Genomic DNA, 18,967 nt, shown 5'->3' on the forward strand with positions numbered 1-18,967 from the left:
ACATTCATCCCATGTCACAATAAAACTAGAGGAACAAATACTCATTGTGTCAAGGAGGGGAGTTATGGTAGCGCTCACCGAAAAAACTGAAAAACGGTTCACCATACAGCAGGTGGAAATCGCTCAAGAGACGACGGTTATCCGCTCTCTGGATTGGGATCGCGATCGCTTCGATATTGAGTTTGGTCTGCAAAACGGTACGACCTATAACTCGTTTCTCATTCGTGGAGAGCAGACAGCCTTAGTTGATACCTCTCACGAAAAGTTTCGTCAACTATACTTCGATACGCTCACCGGATTAATCAAGCCAACAGATATTGATTATTTGATTATCAGCCACACCGAGCCAGACCATAGCGGTTTAGTTAAAGATTTGCTGCAAATGGCTCCAGAAATTACCGTTGTCGGTTCTAAAGTGGCGATTCAGTTTCTTGAGGATTTCGTACATCAGCCATTTAAACGGCGGATTGTGAAAAATGGCGATCGCTTAGATTTGGGTAATGGTCATGAATTTGAATTCGTGATTGCCCCAAATTTACATTGGCCAGATACCATTTTCAGCTTCGACCACAAAACCAAAATTCTCTATACCTGCGATGCCTTTGGGTTGCACTATTGCTCAGATAGCACCTTTGATCAAGACTTGGCAGCTATCGAAGAAGACTTTCATTACTACTACGATTGCTTGATGGGGCCGAATGCACGCTCAGTTTTATCTGCCCTGAAACGCATGGGGGAACTGAAAACCATCGACATGATTGCCACAGGACACGGCCCATTATTATCCCATAATGTTGAGGAACTAGTTGGACGTTACCGCACTTGGAGCCAAACCCAAACCAAGGCAGAAACAACGATTGGGATATTTTACGTTTCCGAATATGGATATAGCGATCGCCTCGCGCAAGCAATTGCTAACGGTATCGGTAAAACTGGTGTCGCTGTGGAAATTGTCGATTTGGGATCTGAAGTCGATTTACAAGAACTGCGGGAATTAGTTAGCCGTTGTGCTGGGCTAATCGTTGGTCTACCTCCGGCTTCTGGCGCTGCTAGCATCCAAGCTGCACTCAGCACAGTTTTAGGATCTGCCAAAGAAAAGCAAGCTATCGGCGTGTTTGAAACTGGCGGTGGCGATGATGAGCCGATAGATCCTTTGGTGAGTAAATTCCGCAATTTGGGTTTGACAACAGTTTTTCCAGCAATTCGGATTAAACAAACACCTACAGAAAATACCTACAAGCTGTGTGAAGAAGCGGGTACAGACTTAGGGCAATGGGTAACACGCGATCGCAGCATCAAAGCCATGAAATCCCTTGGTGCTGACTTAGATAAAGCATTAGGTAGACTTAGCGGCGGATTATATATTATTACTGCCAAAAAAGGCGATGTATCCAGTGCCATGTTAGCCTCCTGGGTTGCTCAAGCCAGTTTCAAACCCTTGGGATTTTCTATTGCAGTAGCCAAAGATCGAGCAATTGAATCACTTATGCAAGTAGGCGATCGCTTTGTTCTCAACATATTAGAAGAAGGCAATTTCCAACCACTAATGAAACACTTTTTGAAACGGTTCGCCCCTGGTGCCGATCGCTTTGAAGGAGTCAGAACCCAGCCAGCCGAAAATGGTGCGCCTATCCTCAACGATGCCCTCGCCTACATGGAGTGCGAAGTCGTCAGTAGAATGGATTGTGGCGACCATTGGGCAGTATACAGCACCGTCTACGCCGGACGAGTTTCTAAGCCAGATGCTTTAACTGCTGTCCATCACCGCAAAGTTGGTAATCATTATTAAGATAGGGAGTGGGGAGTAGGGAGTAGGGAGTAGTGTTTCCTACTTCTTATTGCCCATTACCCCAAAAGTCATGTCAGAAAGCATTATTAAAAAAGAGAATAGGAAGTCGTGATTCCGACTTCTTATTCCCCACTCCCCACTCCCTACTCCCTACTCCCTATGTCAAAAAATAAACCCCGTGATGTTCAAGTTTATCCAATAGCTACAGATACAAAAATACTGCGATCGCGCAGTTGGTCAAGGCTCAGGTTTGAAATTGAATACGCTCTTGCTAAGGGTACAACTGCTAATTCTTATTTAATAGAAAGCGAGAAAACTGCCATTATTGACCCTCCAGGGGAAACGTTTACAGAAATTTATTTAAAAGCGTTGCAGCAGCGTTTCCATCTCGAAGAGTTAGATTATGTAATTTTGGGACACGTCAACCCCAACCGCGCTGCAACTTTAAAAGCTTTGTTGAAAATTGCCCCGCAAATCACTTTTGTTTGTTCTAATCCCGGGGCGATAAATTTACGTGCGGCGCTGGAAAATCCAGATTTGCAAATTCTTGTGATGCGGGGCGAAGAAACCCTAGATTTAGGCAACGGGCATAATTTACAATTTATTCCCACCCCCAACCCCCGCTATGCAGATCAACTTTGCACCTACGATCCGCAAACAGAAATTCTGTACTCAGATAAGTTATTTGGGGCGCATGTTTGTGGAGATCAGGTATTTGATGAAGGCTGGGAAGTATATAACGAAGATCGACGCTATTATTTTGATTGCCTCATGGCTCCCCACGCCCGTCAAGTTGAAACAGCGCTGGATAAACTAGCTGATTTCCCCGTGAGAATGTATGCCACTGGACACGGGCCTTTGGTACGCTATGGCTTAATTGACCTGACCAAAGCTTATCGAGAATGGAGTCAACAGCAAACATCCGCCGACTTGACAGTGGCGTTGATTTATGCATCAGCTTATGGAAATACGGCAACATTAGCCCAAGCGATCGCTCGTGGGATTACAAAAGCTGGCGTTGCCGTAGAATCGATTAACTGCGAATTTACTGAACCAGAAGAAATCCGGGCGGCTGTGGAAAAAGCCGGTGGTTTCATCATCGGTTCTCCTACCCTTGGCGGTCATGCACCCACACCCGTGCAAACAGCTTTAGGAATTGTACTCTCCACCGCTACTAACAATAAACTCGCTGGTGTATTTGGTTCCTTTGGCTGGAGTGGGGAAGCAGTTGATTTAATTGAAGGTAAATTGAAAGATGCTGGCTATCGGTTTGGTTTTGACACCATCCGCGTAAAATTCAAACCCGACGATGCCACTTTACAATTGTGTGAAGAAGCTGGAACCGACTTTGCCCAAGCCCTGAAGAAAGCTAGAAAAGTGCGATCGCAAAGTCTTCCTGCTACTAATGTAGAACAAGCAGTTGGTCGGATTGTCGGTTCTCTTTGTGTTCTCACAGCAAAAGAAGGCGATCGCTCCAGTGCCATGTTAGCTTCTTGGGTATCTCAAGCTAGCTTTAGTCCCCCTGGTTTAACCATAGCTGTAGCTAAAGAACGTGCAGTGGAAACACTGACGCATACAGGAAATAAATTTGTCCTCAATATTCTTAAAGAAGGTAATCATTTGGGATTGATGAAGCACTTCCTCAAACCATTCGGCCCAGGACAAGACCGATTTGCTGATGTCGCCGCCGAAGAAGCTGAAAATGGTTCTCTCATACTTACAACTGCCCTAGCATATCTTGAATGTTCCGTACAAAACCGGATGGAATCTGGCGATCACTGGCTAGTTTATGCCACTGTCGAAAATGGCAAATTGTTAGATAGTGATGGCGTTACAGCCGTGCATCATCGCAAATCGGCAACTCATTATTAATTGCTAATAGGGCATAGAAGCCACTGTGCTGGGCGGTCTTCTATGAGGCGATCGCATGATGCTGCTTGGGTAAAATTGTCACGATATTAGGAAGCACAAACGGCTAAAATTTGAGATAGAGGTATTTTCTACTTATTCTGATAACTCAATGCTCTGTGTTAAAAATTATTGCCATGACGTTACGTGAACTTGAAGATCAAGCACTGAGATTATCTGCTGAAGATCGTTGGCAGTTAATTAATACATTGATGCGATCGCTCCAACCAAAACTTCAGCCAACGTCAAAGCCGAAGGGTTTAGCTGCAAGTTTGATCGGCATTGCAAAGACTGACACCCTGCCACCTACAGATGAAGAAGTGAAAGCTATGCTAGATGACCGGTTGGTGCAAAAGTATCTGTAATGCGAGTTTTATTTGATACGAACGTTCTGCTGGATGCTTTGCTAGCGCGTGAACCTTTTGTGGCGGATGCTGCTTTTTTGCTGGAGACGGTTGAATCGGGTCAATCTAATTCATAATTAATAATTACTAATTCATAATTGCAATTATGAACTTGCTCTGAACCCACCACTGATTGTAGACCACGCTCAATCAAAAAATGAGCGTGCAAGTCTCTACCCATAAAATTTATGAATTATGAATTATGAATTAATAATTATTTGGTCAAGTTGAAGGATTTATGTCGGCAACAACGGTTACGGATGTGCATTATTTGGTTGGACGCCAGACCAAGAGTGCTGAAGTTGCCATTACCGCAGTGACTCAATTGTTGGCACTGATGGAAATTTGTGCGGTGGATCGCGGGGTGCTGGAACAGGCGATCGCATTGGGGTTGACTGATGAAGGAAGATGCGGTGCAGGTAGCATCTGCGATGAAGTTGGGGCTGGAGGCGATCGTTACTCGTGATGTAGATGGATTTACAGGTTCGCCGATTCTAGTACTCTCACCTAAAGATATGAGAAATCGGTTGACGTAGCAGAATGACTAAAAAGTTCCGAGGAGCGTAAAAAATTCCCGCTACTGACACCAGACTTTATAATCGAACTTAGGTTCCAAAGCGATCGCCTAATTCGCTACAGGAGTTTTGTTAATGAATGTTAGCAAAAAGGGATCGGAACGTAAAGATTATGAACGAAAGAAACGTATGCCTGAAAAATAGCAAACTTCTGACGATGAGCTTCAAGCTGAGTATCGCTTTGATTATCACAAAGCAAAGCCCAATCGCTTTCCTACCCGTAGTGGAACGCAACAATTAATAGTTTTGGTCTTAGAGGATGTTTGAAAAGTGTCGTATAGCACATCAAGTTCTGACATTACCCCCCCAACCCCCCGATATATTGGGGGGCTTTAAGAGACTATTTCCCCCCTTTTACAAGGGGGGGTTAGGGGGGTATTAGATATTTGGGGTAACAAATATAACTTTTAAAACAACCTCTTAGATGTAGATGAAAGCAGACTATTTAGAGGAATCGCTTTTCCGTGAGTTGGAGGAGCGTTTGCTTCAACCGGATGTACGAAAGTCAGCTAAAGATGTCATGGACTTACTTGCTGACGAGTTTATTGAGTTCGGAAGCTCAGGGCGTGTTTTCGATAAACAGCAAATTATCAACAGCTTACAGAATGAACCCATCGAATCCCTGACTCAAAGATCGATAACAGAATTTAAAACCTTAGTTTTGGCAGCAGGGGTTGTTTTAGTAACCTATCGTATAGTCAAACATATATCTGGCGAACAGCCTGTTAATTCGCTGCGAAGTTCCATCTGGAAATTGAACAATGATCAATGGAAAATGATCTTTCATCAGGGCACTTTGGTTAGAGAATCATAGACGCAGTATAACCAGCAACTGTCCGAAATTATAGTTCAAGTTTTGCATAAAAAAGGCTCAAGCATTGCTGCCTGAGCCTTTTTTAGATTCAACTAAATGACTTTCGCCTATTTATTAGCTTAGTAGCGATTACGGTTGTAGCCGCCGCCGCCACCACCACCACGGTTACCACCGAAGGAACCACCTCGGTCTTCTTTAGGCTTGGCCTTATTCACTTTAAGGTCACGACCCAGCCATTCAGCACCGTCAAGAGCTTCAATGGCTTTTGTTTCTTCATCTTCTGAACTCATTTCCACAAAAGCAAAGCCGCGTAAACGACCTGTTTCACGGTCAGTAGGTAACTGAACACGTTTTACAGAACCATATTCTGCAAATACAGCACTCAGCGCATCTTGTGTAACTTCATAGGAGAGGTTACCAACGTAAATTGACATTAAATGTCTCCAAAATCATAAGTTTGTAGAGATTTAGATTTCGGAGAGAAGTCTGTAATACCAAAAGGGAAAAGCCTGTCAATACTAAAAACAAACACTGTCGCCGAATTAATTCTCATTTCACTTCCCATGATTACATAGCAACTAACTTTCTGGGGGAAATTTTCAAAACTGTTATAAAAAGTTATATGGCAGTCCGCTTTGATTTTTGAAATTATTTGCGTAGACAGGGAGTAGGGAGTAGGGAGTAGGGAGTAGGGAGTAGGGAAGAAGCTAATCTATTCTCTTTTCTAAATATTGCCCAATCATCAACTGCTCACCAGCACGAGAGATGATCGTCTGTCTGGTGCGGTATTTGCTGCCAATTAGCTTTAACTCTTCTTCAAACACTGAACCGTTGTATTCAGTTCGCAAACACAGTGTTTTCGGGTTGGAGAAATAATACTGGGCGGTGACTGGTTTGGATATGGCAAAACCGCGATCGCGATACAAAATGTTTCCCATAACCCCAAATATTGTTGAACCTTGCGATTCTTTCTTTGTCTTTAGCACATCTGTACTTTCCCATACAACTGCTGCACCACAGATTAAATAATTCGTAATTCGTAATTCGTAATTCGTAATGGGCAACTCTTAGAGACGCACTCGCGTTCGCCCCGCAACGCTTTCGTAAATTTTGTTTTGTAATGGGGATTTAACCCCAACACAAAACAAAATTTTTATTGAACCGGGGGACTTAAACCCACGGAATTGAGTTAAACTACCTGTATCAGGCAACTCGTGCATCTGAGCTAGCTTTTGCAATTCATCACAGCCCTGCTCTAGAAAATCGATCGTAACTATACTCTCAATCTCCTTAGTTTCTCCCGCCGGTAGGGTGTAGTAGCGTCGTTGCGTAGGCGTAGCCCGCACTTCGGCATGGTTCGACTCCGGTTCCATGTCCGCAAGTCGAGATGCTCACCAGCCGCTCAGTGACCATCGTAGACATCGCCACTTACCCCCTGATTCCTGGAAAAATTCCCAAATCTGGGATTCATCAGTGGTTTGTACGATTCTGAGCAATGATGTCACACCTTACCTTCCTCACCTAATGCAAATATATTTCTGGCAAAAAACTTCATACTTGCTGTTGTTGCTATGGTACTTATCGCCCTGTTCTTGCCATATTACGCAAGGGGGGTAAGAAAAATAGTGTTTTCCAATACATTATAGACCTAAAAAAGCAATAAATCTTTAATATTCTTAACAGAAAATAAAATACCATAAATACAAGTATTTATGCAAGAATAAAAAGTAATATGTAAAGACAAGGGTAATTATTGTAATACCGCCTATGTTAGGATATGGGGCAAAAAGTTTCATATCTTTAGAAAAACCCAGGTTTCTCCTATGGGTAGATTTCAGAAAACTGACAAATATTTATACTAAGTTTATAATTTATTATCTGCAAGAAGATTTTCTACCTCTGCGTAAGAAGTAGAGCGGTGAGAAGTTTTTGATTTTTATGGGAAAACAGTAATTTCTGATACAGAAAGTTACTGTAAGACAGCTTACGAATTCTCGCCGTTTTTCGTTAATGATATCTCTCAAAATTACTTGGTAAAACACGGCTGTTTAACCCCAAAAGCTCCCCAATAAGAGAAAAATAAATGATTTTGGATATGAATAAGCCGCACAAGCAGGTGAAAATAACAGATCCGGTAGCCTCCAACCAGCTCATTAATATCCAGTTAAATTCAGTTGTGAAGACTGAGGTAGCGATGCCTGGGGTGGTCACTGAGCGCAGCCGAAGTGCGGGCTGCGCCTACGCAGATTTAAAGAGTAGACTTCTTGCAAACAGTACTAGTGCAACAGGTGAAAAAGGTAAAAAAGAAAATTACTTACTTTCCTCCACCTCTGTAAGAAGTTTATTAATTTCTTGTTTGGTAGGTATAGGACTGCTGACGGCAAGTTGCGGCTCGTTGCCCAAAGAATCAGCAGATGCACAATCTCAGAGTCCTGGTAATAGGGAACGCGGTGGTGCAACACCTGTAGATGTGGCGATCGCTCGAACTGACTTGCTCGAAAAACAACCAGAATATACAGGTAATACAACACCCTTTCGGATTGTATCAGTGCGATCGCAGGTAGAAGCCCGGTTGTTGGCTTTGAACTTAGATGTGGGCGATACGGTAAAGCTTGGGCAAAACGTTGGGCAGTTAGATGATGCCATACTTTCGACCGAATTAAAGCAAGCAGAAGCAGAATTAGCAGCCCTTAAATCAGAAGTAGCTAGGGCAACCAATCAAGTAAGCAATGCCCGTGCAGACGTTGAACGGGCGCGGCTAGAAGTGGTACAAGCTCAGTCAGACTCAGAACGGCAGCAGAGGTTATTCAAAGCTGGAGCGATCGCTGAACAAACTGCCCAGCAAGCGCGTACCCAGGCGCAAACAGCAGCACAGGCACTACGGGCAGCCCAAGAGCAGGTTCGTACAGAACAGCAAGCCGTCGCTGCTGCCCAAGGTAGAGTATTGGCCCAACAGGCATTGGTTGCCCAAACCAAAGAGCGCAGTTCTTACGCTCGGCTGACATCCCCCATCACTGGTATAGTCACAGAAAAGGTGACAGAACCCGGCAACCTTCTGCAAGCAGGTAGCGAAGTCTTAAAAATTGGCGACTTTAACCGTGTCAAAGTCGCCCTTGCAGTTTCCGAATTAGAGCTGGCACAAATTCAGGTTGGGCAGTCTGTACAAGTCCGCTTAGATGCCTTCCCCAACGAAACATTAATTGGCAGAGTTACGCGCATTTCCCCAGCTGCCGATGCCACAGCTCGCTTGATACCTGTAGAGGTCGTGATTCCCAACACTCAAGGGAAAATTGGTAGTGGACTGCTGGCGCGAGTCAATTTTGAAAACCAGACACAACAACGCGTAGTCGTGCCGCAAACAGCTATTCAGAAACAAGCAGGCACTAAGAACTCCAAGGGTACAGGGGAAACGCAAACAAATGTACAGCAGGACTCTTCGCCACCTAACACATCTGGTATAGCAGAGGCAAAGTCGCAAGACCAAAGTGGGGAAATATTTGTCGTCAAAGACACAGAAGGCAAAACCAAGGTAACAGCACGAGCCGTAATGTTGGGAAAAAGGGCTGATGGGAGAGTGGAAATTTTATCCGGTTTGCAAACGGGAGAGCGCTATGTTGTTCGTAGTGGTAAGCCGTTAAAAGAAGGTGACACTGTAAGTCTTTCAATTCTTTCAGAAAAGCAATAGTAGGGTGAGTAATAACCACCATACCAATGAAAAAAGTACTTAGTAGTCAGCACTTAGCACTTAGCACTTATCACTTAATATCATGCAACAGGCGAACAATAATAATGGCAATGGCGGATTTAGTCTTAGTGCGATCGCTATCCGCCAACACATTGGCACACTCATGCTCACCGTGGCAGTAATTGTCATTGGGGTATTTTTTCTCACAACTATCCAAGTCGATCTGCTACCGGCTATTACCTATCCGCGAATTGGCGTCCGGCTAGAAGCCCCTGGTATTTCACCAGAAGTAGCAGTAGATGAAATCACCAGACCTTTAGAAGAAGCTTTACGGGCAACCGAGAATGTAGTGCAAGTTTTTTCCCGCACCCGTGAAGGACAGGTAAGCCTCGATTTATACTTCCAACCAGGGGGCGATATTGACCAAGCCCTAAACGATGCTACTGCTGCTTTTAACCGAGGTCGAGGACAACTGCCAGATACGATAGAGGAGCCGCGCTTATTTAAAGTCGATCCTTCCCAATTGCCGGTTTATGAATTGGCATTGACCTCTGCCTCGTTGCCAGGTAAAGATTTACGCGTATTTGCTGATGAAGAGTTAACCCGTGAACTCAGTGTCGTGCCAGGAGTTGCTTCAGTCGATGTGTCTGGTGGTGCTGAGGAAGAAGTACGGGTGCTTGTTGACTTGAACCGATTGCAAGCTTTAGGCGTGGGGTTAAATGATGTCTTAGATGAATTAACAGCCCGTAACCAAGATACTTCTGGTGGTCGGATTCTAGGGCAAAATTCCGAGCCATTGACTCGGACTGTAGGACGCTTCCAAAATGCCAGAGAAATTGAAAACCTCTCTGTAGAAGTTTCCTCCCCTGCCTCCCCTGCTTCCTCTGCCTCCCCTGCCTCTTCTACCTCCCCTGCACCTTCTCGCCGCGTTTATTTGCGAGACTTTGCGGAGGTAATTGACGATACAGAAGACCAGCGAGTATTTGTTTACCTGAATCGTCAGCCTGCGGTGAAATTTTCAATCCAAAAGCAGCCTGAGGCCAACACAATTACCGTTGTAGATGCTGTGAAGCGGCGAATTGAACAATTACGGCAATCGGGTTTAATTCCAGCAGATATGACTTTGAGTCCGACCACAGATGAATCTGTTTTCATCCGCAATTCTTTAAATGATGTCATCTTTTCAGGGATTTCTGGGGCATTGTTAGCAGCAGCAGCAGTGTTGTTATTTTTGGGATCATTCAGACAAACATTGATTATCAGTTTGACGATTCCCCTGTGTACTCTAGCAGCGATCGCTCTGATGAAAATCTTTGGCTTGACTTTGAATGTGTTTAGTTTAGCAGGTCTGACATTAGGAGTCGGTCAAGCAATTGACACATCCGTTGTGATCCTAGAAAACATTTCCGAAAAAGCGGGGATGACTCCCAATCAAAAAGAGATGGAGGCAGAGGGGCAGAAGAAAAATTCAAAATTCTTTATTGACAGTGCCATTAATGCTTCCCAAGAAGTAGAATCTGCTTTAATTGCTGCTACAGGTGCCAACTTAGTTTCTGTAGTACCATTCCTGTTAATTGGCGGCTTTATTGCACTGCTATTTAATGAACTGATTCTGACAATTAGCTTCGCAGTCGCAGCCTCCCTTGTCGTCGCCATCACAGTAGTGCCGATGCTGTCTTCTCGACTTTTGGGAATTCGCTGGTCTAGTAGAATTAGCGAATTTTGGCTGCTTAGACAGTTTAATCACCGATTTGAAGATGCGACGCGGGGATACGGTAACTTCTTAAGCAAAGTTTTACGCTATCGGCTTTTTGTAGTAACTGCTGCTTTGGTAATTTTAGGCGGCGGCACTTTCTTTATGTTTGGTCAAATTCCCCAAGAAATTTTACCCCGCATCAGTACTGGTCAAGCTAACTTGAGAGCGCAGTTTCCTCCCGGTACACCTTTAGCAACTTCTCAGAAAGTTATGCAAATTGTCGATGACATTTTGCTCAAACAACCAGAAACTGAGTCTGCTTTCACAACTGTGGGTGGTTCTTTGTTTGGTAGCAATACTACAGAGAATCCTTTACGTGCCAGCAGCACCATCAATCTAAAACCAGGCACAGATGTAGAAGCTTTCGTCAAAAAAGTAACTCAGGAATTTAACAAACTCAACTTAGCAGGAATTCTGCTGCGCCTTAATCCTGGTCAGGTGCGGGGTTTAATCTTGAGTAATTCTCCAGTGCAAGGGTCAGACGTTGACGTGATTCTGCAAGGTGAGAATGAAGAAAACTTAACACAAGCAGGCGCACAAGTATTGCAAGCATTGCAAGAAAGGGCAAAATTAGCGACATTCCGACCAGATGCCGACCCCCGGCAACCGGAAATCCAAATTCGCCCAGACTGGGAAAGGGTTTCGGCATTAGGGTTGAGCGCCCAACAAATTGGTGCAACAGTTCAAACAGCAATTGAAGGTTCAGTTCCCACGCAAATTCAACGTGGTAATCGTTTAGTTGATGTGCGGGTGCAGCTAAATAAGGAAGCAATTGCGCGTCCTTCCCAGCTAGAGCAATTACCGCTATTTACAGAAAACAATCAACTAATCCGCCTTTTTGATGTTGCAAACATTCAAGAAGGTCAAGCGCCTGGTGAGGTGCAACGGATTAATCAGCGTCAAGCTTTTATTGTGGCAGGTAATCTCACCGAGGGAGCTAGTCTTGGTGAAGCGATCGCAGAAGTCAATGAGGTACTCCAAGATATAGACTTACCTGATGGCGTTTCAATTGTGCCTAGTTCTGCCCAAGAAACTAATCAGCAACTTCAGGATGCTTTAAAAACTTTGGGAGCGTTGGCAGTGTTCCTGATATTTGTAGTCATGGCGGTGCAATACAATTCGCTCATTGACCCGTTGGTAATTATCTTCACCGTACCACTAGCGTTAGCTGGAGGAATTTTTGGACTTTACATTACCCAAACTGCAATTGGCGCAACTGTAATTGTTGGTGTCGTTCTGCTGGTGGGAATTGTGGTAAACGCAGGGATTCTAATGGTGGAACTAGCGAACCAAATTCGGGATGAAGTTGGTTGTACTCGCCAAATTGCGATCATGAAAGCTGCTCCTCAACGCTTGCGCCCAATTATCATGACTACAGTCACCACTATATTGGGACTGTTTCCTTTGGCATTGGGCATTGGCGAAGGTTCTGAGTTTTTGCAGCCTTTAGGGATTGTAGTTTTCTTTGGGATGGCGATCGCAACAATGCTGACACTATTTATCATCCCCTGTTTTTATATTTTGCTGCACGATTTACTAGGTGGGAATTGGGCGAAGCCAGTGTTCATCTGGTTGCGTGGATTTACGAAAAAATTTATCTGAATTCTTGATAGGGATTAATACAAAACTACCCCTCCTTTAATACAATACGGTTCGGTTAAGATCCCCCCGCCTACGGCGACCCCCTTAAAAAGGGGGTAAATAGCAGGGCTGTTTCATTCCCGAAAGAGCTTTAAAAATCAAGGGTTCTAGCAATTAAAAATTGGTTATTTTGTTACCAGCGTGCCAATAAAATGAACTATTTTACTGATATTTAAGTGCTTAAATATTCATCTTATCGTCACCCTTACTTACAATTTTCTCGCTAACCATCTTGACAAATCCTGTCTGAAATGAAATGAAACAGCCCTGCCTTAAAAAGGGGGTAAATAGGAGGAAAAGCCCCCCTTTTTTAAGGGGGGTTGGGGGGATCTCCGAGAGCCAAATATACTAACCGAACCGTATTGTCCTTTAATACTCAACCTTCCTTATCAAGTTTGTTTCTCCCCAACTCCTCCATTCATTGCCCATAACCCAACCTGCCCTACCCCCATGATGTTTATCCACAGGATTTCAAGGGCATTAAATAGCCCTTCGTCAGGGCAAAACTGGCAAAGGGCTGGCTGGAATCTGGTGATGGGTGGGGAGAGGGAGTTATTAAACAATAACAAGCCGTTTACTTGCTTTAAAGTAAAGCTTGTAGCATCGTTAACTAGCTGACCAAATAATTATTAATTCATAATTCATAATTCATAAATTTTATGGGTAGAGACTTGCACGCTCATTTTTTGATTTCAGTGGTCTACAATCAGTGGTGGGTTCAGAGCCAACAATGATTGCAATTATGAATTAGTAATTATTAATTAAATTAGATATTAGATTGCCCTTGCGCCATAACCGCAGCAGAACCATTAGTGAGGTGACTTTAACAACAAACGTCAACTTTACTTTAGGAATAAATGCCCCAGCAGGCACTTATCAAGACAACAAAGTATACCTAACCATTTCATGATTGGCATCCTAACGACAAATTAAATTTTGTCAGCATACTTGCACACTGAGAATCTAAATCAAATTTTTTTAATTCACATATTGCTCAATCTGTCAACGCATAACTTCTAATTTAGATTTTTTATAAAGATTGCGTGAACTTACTAGTTATCGTGATAAAGCATTACAATAATTGCTTTATAAATCAACCTATGAGTAAATATAAAATCACTGAGCAGGCACACATTAACCGCTATTTATCTAGCAGGTAGATAGCGTTTAAAAAGTAAGTTTTTGCTGTTTGATTTAACCCACGCGGTATAGTATTCTCTCAACCAATATAAAGAGGACAGAAATATGACTACAATAGCAACCAAAATAGCCTTATCTGTTCTAGGAGCAGCAGGAATTAGTTTTTTGTCTTTGACACCAGCGAGAGCCTTCATCTTGGTAGAACCCATCGTGACAACTCAAAATGAAGACGTACTCGAAACGAAAAATCCAAGAACCCTTGGGCCAGAGTTTCAACCAGGACAAGTAATAGAATATGGTGTCTCAGATGTAGCTAATAACTTTCTAAATGACACTGGGTACGATATAGAAAGCTTGGTCTTTGATTTAAAAACGCTTTCCTATAGTAATCCAGATTCTACTCCCGTATTTAATAATGAGCCAGTGCAGTGGGGAGATGTTAATGGAGATGGCAAGATTGGTTACTCTAATAATCCTGATCTAAAGGATATTTTTAGAGACATTACCATAAAAGATAACATCATCACTTTTAGTGGTGGCGTAATCCCAAACGGAACGCTGTTTTACAATCCATTCGCCACCAACCCCAATGTATCGCCAGGTGCTGGAATCATTCCACCAGTGCCAGCAGAGCAAGAGGATAAAGATGGGCCGATCAGAGTGGCTAGTTATTACACTGCTGTTCCTGAATCAACTAATGTTTTGGGTGTATTAGTATTTGGCGCTTTAGGTGTAGCTTTAAAAGTAAAGCGATCGCTACACTGTTAACGTTCTGACTCTGTAATTAATTCACGATACACTGCCAGTGTTTCTTGATGGACGCGGGCAACACTCAGCCAGTTTAGGTTTTGATTTGCCCGTTGTTTCCACTCATGTAGCATATCGGCATTACTCAGTAATTGCACTAAAACTCCAGCCAAAGCATTACTATCTTTTGCTGGCACTAAAAGTCCTGCTTCCCCATTGTCCAAAGCTTCAGGAATCCCGTCTACTTGAGTGCCAACGATCGCAGTTCCAGCTTCCCTAGCTTCCGAAAGCACCAAGGGGCAAGGATCGCGGTGGGAAGCTAGCACAAATATGTCACAAGATATCAGATAGCGTTGAGGTTCCGCCTGGAAGCCTTCAAAATGAATGCGTTCTTTTACAGAAGTTGCTTGTGCCTGTGTCTCAAATAGCTGTTTATCAGGGCCATTTCCTACCAAATAAAGATGCGCTTGGGGAAAATCTGAGGCAATTTGTTCAAAGGCAGCGATTAACTCAGCAATTCCCTTGCGTTGATACATCCCGGCTACAGTTGCGATCGCTGGACGTTGTAATGGTAAAGGTTGATAATCTTGTATTTGTCGCGTGCGGGGGCTGCCCAAAGTTCCGTTACATACTACCCGTAACTTGTTTTCGGAAATACCGCGCCGTGCCATAGAATCTCGTACAGCTTTGCTGACGGCAATTACCCTGTCAGCTAAACCCATCAGCAGACTAGAACGCTGAAATTCATTGTGGACTGTGGAAACTAAAGCATATTTATACCCTTTAAAAATGCGGGCTAGGATGACTCCCGTCATCATGTGTGCGTGAACAATATCCGGCTGAAATTCTGCTGCGATCGCCAGGTAACGCACAGATGCTTTAATAATACTTATCGGTTTCCTAGTTTGGTCTAGTTGGTAATGTTTTACACCAGATATATTTAGTAATTTCTCATATTCACCACCAGCCGAAATAACCGCTACCTCATGACCAGATTTAGCTTGTAAACAAGCCAGATCCACAGCCACATTCACAATACCGTTACCTATTTCTTGAACGTGGTTCAAAATATGGATGATTCGCATAATCTTTGAGATATGTATAAAAAATAAAGATAAGTAACTGAGTGGAAATCAACATAATTCTTGAGGTGTTCAATAAACCTTTTGCGAAAATCCTTGATCCGCCAGGGACTCAAGTCCCTCTCTTATAGCAAAAGTCCGTTTAAACGGACTAAAATTATTGTTATTAGTCGGTTTAAACCGACTTGAGCTATTAGCCCGAAAATTTATTTTCGGGCGTATGTTCGACTTTTGCAAGAGGTCTAATGACAACTCAAAACTAGTCAGTAGTGCGTGAAATTTACCACTTGCTACTGACCAAGAGCGCTTATAACCAGTTACTTAGCTTAAAGACTTATTCATTAACATCTCGATAAATCGGGGTAAAAATCCAAAATTCTCAAGACTAAATCTGCTATTTAAGTCGCTACAGCCTTCTTTGCTCTCCTGAAATACTCTTCTGGCTCTACAAAAGTAGCAATTTGCCTGATCTTAGCTTGTTTACCCTGCGAAGATCCCCCCTACCTCCCGATAAATTGGGGGGCTAATTTCCTCGTTTACCCCCAATTTATCGGGGGTCACCACAGGCGGGGGGATCTTATCCGAACCGTATTGGGAGTACTGGCGACATTCACAGTGAATGATACTGGGGACACAGATGATGGCGATTGCAATAACGGCATCACGACACTCCGGGAATTTTGCCAGAAATCATAATTACGACTCAATTAACACAAGTTTGCGAACCTGAGAATTGTTTCCCTGAGAGCGGCGTGATGAGGCAGCAGTTAGCAAAAACTTCCAAGACTGAGGAGAAATTATAGACGGATCTATCATTGAAAGAAAACTCTTGATATTTTTTTGCTTCAGTGCTACTAAAATCCAATGGAGTTTCAGGTAATTTTTTATATCCTGAAAATGAGGAATTTTTGAGCGATGTTGCTCATTTACTAAGGCATAAATTTTTTCCTTCATCAAAATATTTGTAGCTAACCGTCGAGACAAAGAAAACTTTTGATTATACGCACCTGGCCAGACAGTGCGGTAAGCAAGACACTGATTAAGGAAAATAGCATCGCCAAACTGGGCAATCCGAATCCAGGAATCGATATCATCACAGTTAGCATCGAGTGTGGAGTCCCAACCACCTGTTTGTAGAAAAGCATCACGTCGGGAAGCTACTTGTACAGGCGTGCCAAAGGGTACAAGCTCTAAGAGCATACCGTAGTGAATATCAGCTTGTGGGATATAAAAAGCTAAACCAGGGCCAACTTGGGGAGTGCGACTGAGTTCAACTTCATGCTCATCCACCTGAGCCGCCACACAAGAGCAGATTACAGCATCAGGACGAAGTGCGATCGCCTTAGCCATCTCTTCTATGCAGTTAGGCGCTAAATAGTCGTCATCATCTAGAAACTTAATCCAATCGCCGCTAGCTTTGGCAACTCCAGCATTTACCGTTGCTGCATGGCCAAGGTTCACTTCGTTACGATGGTAAACAACCTTGTCCCCTAAACTTTTAATATAGGTTTGGGTATCGTCAGAAGAACAGTCATCGGCAACAACCACCTCACACTCGATTGTTTGGTTACGAGCCGATTCAATTGCTCTTTGCAGCAAATTTAAGCGATTATAGGTACTGATAACGACGCTAAATTTCATAAATTTCACCCCTGTGTGACAGCATTCTGCAATATAGCTTTGAACTTTAGGCTGTTGTATCAGTAAAATTATCAATCCTAACAAGTAGACTGAAATAGGATTATCGATTTATCATTGATGATCGTGAGATTTTTTTTAAGCAGACACCAAAGACTATGAGCGCTCAAGAGATTATCCGCTCGATTGAAGCGGAACAGCTAAAATCGAATCTGCCCGACATTTATGTGGGCGACACCGTAAAAGTCGGAGTGAAAATCAAGGAAGGCGATAAATACCGCGTACAACCCTACGAGGGAGTAGTGATTGCCAAGCGCAATGGTGGCATCAACGAAACGATTACAGTCCGTAAGGTTTTTCAAGGTGTGGGCGTTGAGCGGGTGTTTCTGTTGCATTCTCCCCGGATTGACAGCATCAAAGTATTACGTCGTGGTAAGGTACGCCGTGCTAAACTGTATTATCTGCGCGATCGCGTAGGTAAGGCAACCCGGATCAAGCAACGGTTTGACCGCCCTTTGTGATTCGTCCTTCAATAGTATGGGAGAAATCTTAAGCGGCATCTGCCGCTAACTTGTTTTATCGACGAAATTGAGGTATGATAAAAATCGCGTGTTGCGTTAAACTGAAAATTTAGTTCAGCGCAATAACTGAATGAAAAACAGCTTGTGCGCTCTTAGTTCAGTTGGTAGAACGCAGGTCTCCAAAACCTGATGTCGGGGGTTCAAGTCCTCCAGGGCGCGCTCAAGAGCAAAAAACAAAGCCCGAAATAATTACGCAACTGCTATATTAGCAGCTAGCGATAATAATTTCGGGTAAACTTATTGTATTTGTAGTTGTTTTGCTTTCAGTAAGTGAAATAGAGTCGAAACTGCAAACCTGGATGACCAAAATTGAGTGACAAACGGGGGAATTAAGGGTCGTGGCCAAAAAAAGTGAAGCAGAATTGCCAGAAACCACAAATGGGTTTAGCTTTAACAACTTCATACAGGGAACCAAAGAAGAACTTGAAAAAGTAGTTTGGCCCAGTCGGAAACAGATAGTGAGCGAATCCGCGGCTGTGTTGTTAATGGTGGCACTCTCGGCATCTTTGATATACTTGGTCGATGGATTGTTTAGTTGGGCAGCAAAACAGGTGTTCTGATGACTTTTGCAACAGACGAACCTCGCAACTCCACCTTGCAGTCAGAGGAAACAGGAGAAACAGCAGAAGCAGCGTCAAAAGAAGCACGTTGGTATGCAGTGCAAGTAGCCTCAGGCTGTGAAAAGCGTGTAAAGACTAACTTAGAGCAACGCATTCAAACTTTTGATGTAGCTGACAAAATTGTCCAAGTAGAAATTCCGCAAACACCGGCGGTGAAAATCCGCAAAGATGGCAGTCGCCAGCATACAGAAGAAAAAGTTTTCCCTGGCTATGTGCTGGTGCGGATGATGATGGATGATGATACCTGGCAGGTGGTACGAAACACCTCTCATGTAATTAATTTTGTCGGTGCAGAACAAAAGCGTGGTAGTAGTAAGGGTCGCGGTCATGTGAACCCCATACCACTGAGTTCTTCAGAAGTCGAACGTATATTCAAACAAACCAGCGAACAAGAGCCAGTTCTCAAAATTGACATGGCTACTGGTGATAAGATAATGGTGCTTTCTGGCCCATTTAAAGATTTTGAAGGCGAGGTGATTGAAGTTTCTCCAGAACGGAGTAAACTTAAAGCCTTGCTCTCAATTTTCGGCAGGGATACACCAGTAGAACTGGAATTTAATCAGGTAGAGAAACAGAGTTAAATACAA

15 protein-coding genes, 1 tRNA gene and 2 pseudogenes are annotated in these 18,967 nt (G+C 43.4%); 13 read left to right on the forward strand and 5 right to left on the reverse strand.

Annotated features, from left to right (window positions below; all coding sequences use genetic code 11):
* Window positions 1-64: 64 nt before the first annotated feature.
* The 6 genes from LC653_RS00695 (at window position 65) to LC653_RS00720 (ending at window position 5,490) form a co-directional block, all read left to right on the forward strand.
* Window positions 65-1,789, forward strand: coding sequence for a diflavin flavoprotein (locus tag LC653_RS00695; protein ID WP_229492136.1), 1,725 nt, complete (start codon window positions 65-67; stop codon window positions 1,787-1,789).
* Window positions 1,790-1,948: 159 nt separating this feature from the next.
* Window positions 1,949-3,661, forward strand: a complete 1,713-nt coding sequence (locus LC653_RS00700; protein WP_229492137.1) for a diflavin flavoprotein — start codon at window positions 1,949-1,951, stop codon at window positions 3,659-3,661.
* Window positions 3,662-3,834: 173 nt separating this feature from the next.
* Window positions 3,835-4,062, forward strand: a complete 228-nt coding sequence (locus LC653_RS00705) for a hypothetical protein (RefSeq protein ID WP_229486389.1) — start codon at window positions 3,835-3,837, stop codon at window positions 4,060-4,062.
* On the forward strand, window positions 4,062-4,178 hold the full coding sequence (locus LC653_RS00710) for a PIN domain-containing protein (protein ID WP_229492138.1): 117 nt from the start codon (window positions 4,062-4,064) through the stop codon (window positions 4,176-4,178). Before LC653_RS00705 ends, LC653_RS00710 begins: the two co-directional genes overlap by 1 nt.
* A 161-nt stretch (window positions 4,179-4,339) precedes the next feature.
* Window positions 4,340-4,567, forward strand: coding sequence for a hypothetical protein (locus tag LC653_RS00715; RefSeq protein WP_229492139.1), 228 nt, complete (start codon window positions 4,340-4,342; stop codon window positions 4,565-4,567).
* Window positions 4,568-5,106: 539 nt separating this feature from the next.
* Window positions 5,107-5,490 carry a nuclear transport factor 2 family protein gene (locus tag LC653_RS00720; RefSeq protein WP_229492140.1) on the forward strand — a complete coding sequence of 128 codons (384 nt, stop codon included), beginning with the start codon at window positions 5,107-5,109 and terminating at the stop codon, window positions 5,488-5,490.
* Window positions 5,491-5,609: 119 nt separating this feature from the next.
* Here the strand turns inward: LC653_RS00720 and rbp are convergent, their stop codons facing one another.
* The 3 genes and pseudogenes from rbp to LC653_RS00735 form a co-directional block, all read right to left on the reverse strand.
* A complete protein-coding gene (rbp, locus tag LC653_RS00725; RefSeq protein ID WP_229492141.1) occupies window positions 5,610-5,924 on the reverse strand; it encodes an RNA-binding regulator in 315 nt (104 codons plus the stop codon).
* A gap of 273 nt (window positions 5,925-6,197) precedes the next feature.
* A pseudogene (locus LC653_RS00730) lies at window positions 6,198-6,515 on the reverse strand (phycobiliprotein lyase); the annotation flags it as partial.
* A 168-nt stretch (window positions 6,516-6,683) separates the two neighbouring features.
* Window positions 6,684-6,995: pseudogene (locus tag LC653_RS00735) on the reverse strand (hypothetical protein); the annotation flags it as partial.
* Between the two features lie 578 nt (window positions 6,996-7,573).
* Between LC653_RS00735 and LC653_RS00740 the strand changes: the two are divergent.
* The 3 genes from LC653_RS00740 to LC653_RS00750 all read left to right on the forward strand — a co-directional run bounded on the left by LC653_RS00740 (window position 7,574) and on the right by LC653_RS00750 (window position 14,480).
* A complete protein-coding gene (locus LC653_RS00740; RefSeq protein WP_229492142.1) occupies window positions 7,574-9,175 on the forward strand; it encodes an efflux RND transporter periplasmic adaptor subunit in 1,602 nt (533 codons plus the stop codon).
* An 82-nt stretch (window positions 9,176-9,257) separates the two neighbouring features.
* A complete protein-coding gene (locus LC653_RS00745; RefSeq protein WP_229492143.1) occupies window positions 9,258-12,533 on the forward strand; it encodes an efflux RND transporter permease subunit in 3,276 nt (1,091 codons plus the stop codon).
* 1,284 nt (window positions 12,534-13,817) lie between these two features.
* Window positions 13,818-14,480 (forward strand): hypothetical protein, encoded by a 663-nt coding sequence (locus tag LC653_RS00750; RefSeq protein WP_229492144.1) that lies wholly within the window; start codon window positions 13,818-13,820, stop codon window positions 14,478-14,480.
* Here the strand turns inward: LC653_RS00750 and LC653_RS00755 are convergent.
* Window positions 14,477-15,544: a glycosyltransferase family 4 protein gene (locus LC653_RS00755; RefSeq protein ID WP_229492145.1), complete on the reverse strand. Its 1,068-nt coding sequence runs from the start codon at window positions 15,542-15,544 to the stop codon at window positions 14,477-14,479. The genes LC653_RS00750 and LC653_RS00755 overlap by 4 nt on opposite strands.
* Before the next feature lie 693 nt (window positions 15,545-16,237).
* A complete protein-coding gene (locus LC653_RS00760) occupies window positions 16,238-17,182 on the reverse strand; it encodes a glycosyltransferase family 2 protein (RefSeq protein ID WP_229492146.1) in 945 nt (314 codons plus the stop codon).
* A 155-nt stretch (window positions 17,183-17,337) separates the two neighbouring features.
* Here LC653_RS00760 and rplS point away from each other — a divergent pair, with 155 nt between their 5' ends.
* The 4 genes from rplS to nusG all read left to right on the forward strand — a co-directional run bounded on the left by rplS (window position 17,338) and on the right by nusG (window position 18,961).
* On the forward strand, window positions 17,338-17,700 hold the full coding sequence (rplS, locus tag LC653_RS00765; protein WP_229463194.1) for a 50S ribosomal protein L19: 363 nt from the start codon (window positions 17,338-17,340) through the stop codon (window positions 17,698-17,700).
* A 146-nt stretch (window positions 17,701-17,846) separates the two neighbouring features.
* Window positions 17,847-17,919: transfer RNA gene (locus tag LC653_RS00770), tRNA-Trp, on the forward strand.
* A 179-nt stretch (window positions 17,920-18,098) separates the two neighbouring features.
* Window positions 18,099-18,320: a preprotein translocase subunit SecE gene (secE, locus tag LC653_RS00775; RefSeq protein ID WP_229490340.1), complete on the forward strand. Its 222-nt coding sequence runs from the start codon at window positions 18,099-18,101 to the stop codon at window positions 18,318-18,320.
* Window positions 18,320-18,961 carry a transcription termination/antitermination protein NusG gene (nusG, locus tag LC653_RS00780; protein ID WP_229492147.1) on the forward strand — a complete coding sequence of 214 codons (642 nt, stop codon included), beginning with the start codon at window positions 18,320-18,322 and terminating at the stop codon, window positions 18,959-18,961. Before secE ends, nusG begins: the two co-directional genes overlap by 1 nt.
* Window positions 18,962-18,967 lie beyond the last annotated feature (6 nt).

Origin of the sequence: Nostoc mirabile CHAB5784 (assembly GCF_020829645.1) — a bacterium.
Classification (GTDB): domain Bacteria; phylum Cyanobacteriota; class Cyanobacteriia; order Cyanobacteriales; family Nostocaceae; genus Nostoc; species Nostoc mirabile.

Coding starts and splice junctions, on each gene's coding strand:
- nusG (WP_229492147.1), top strand. CDS start 18,320: ATGACTTTTGCAACAGACGAACCTCGCAACTCCACCTTGCAGTCAGAG.
- LC653_RS00715 (WP_229492139.1), top strand. CDS start 4,340: ATGTCGGCAACAACGGTTACGGATGTGCATTATTTGGTTGGACGCCAG.
- LC653_RS00760 (WP_229492146.1), bottom strand. CDS start 17,182: ATGAAATTTAGCGTCGTTATCAGTACCTATAATCGCTTAAATTTGCTG.
- LC653_RS00695 (WP_229492136.1), top strand. CDS start 65: ATGGTAGCGCTCACCGAAAAAACTGAAAAACGGTTCACCATACAGCAG.
- LC653_RS00750 (WP_229492144.1), top strand. CDS start 13,818: ATGACTACAATAGCAACCAAAATAGCCTTATCTGTTCTAGGAGCAGCA.
- LC653_RS00755 (WP_229492145.1), bottom strand. CDS start 15,544: ATGCGAATCATCCATATTTTGAACCACGTTCAAGAAATAGGTAACGGT.
- LC653_RS00700 (WP_229492137.1), top strand. CDS start 1,949: ATGTCAAAAAATAAACCCCGTGATGTTCAAGTTTATCCAATAGCTACA.
- rplS (WP_229463194.1), top strand. CDS start 17,338: ATGAGCGCTCAAGAGATTATCCGCTCGATTGAAGCGGAACAGCTAAAA.
- LC653_RS00720 (WP_229492140.1), top strand. CDS start 5,107: ATGAAAGCAGACTATTTAGAGGAATCGCTTTTCCGTGAGTTGGAGGAG.
- rbp (WP_229492141.1), bottom strand. CDS start 5,924: ATGTCAATTTACGTTGGTAACCTCTCCTATGAAGTTACACAAGATGCG.
- LC653_RS00705 (WP_229486389.1), top strand. CDS start 3,835: ATGACGTTACGTGAACTTGAAGATCAAGCACTGAGATTATCTGCTGAA.
- LC653_RS00745 (WP_229492143.1), top strand. CDS start 9,258: ATGCAACAGGCGAACAATAATAATGGCAATGGCGGATTTAGTCTTAGT.
- LC653_RS00740 (WP_229492142.1), top strand. CDS start 7,574: ATGATTTTGGATATGAATAAGCCGCACAAGCAGGTGAAAATAACAGAT.
- LC653_RS00710 (WP_229492138.1), top strand. CDS start 4,062: ATGCGAGTTTTATTTGATACGAACGTTCTGCTGGATGCTTTGCTAGCG.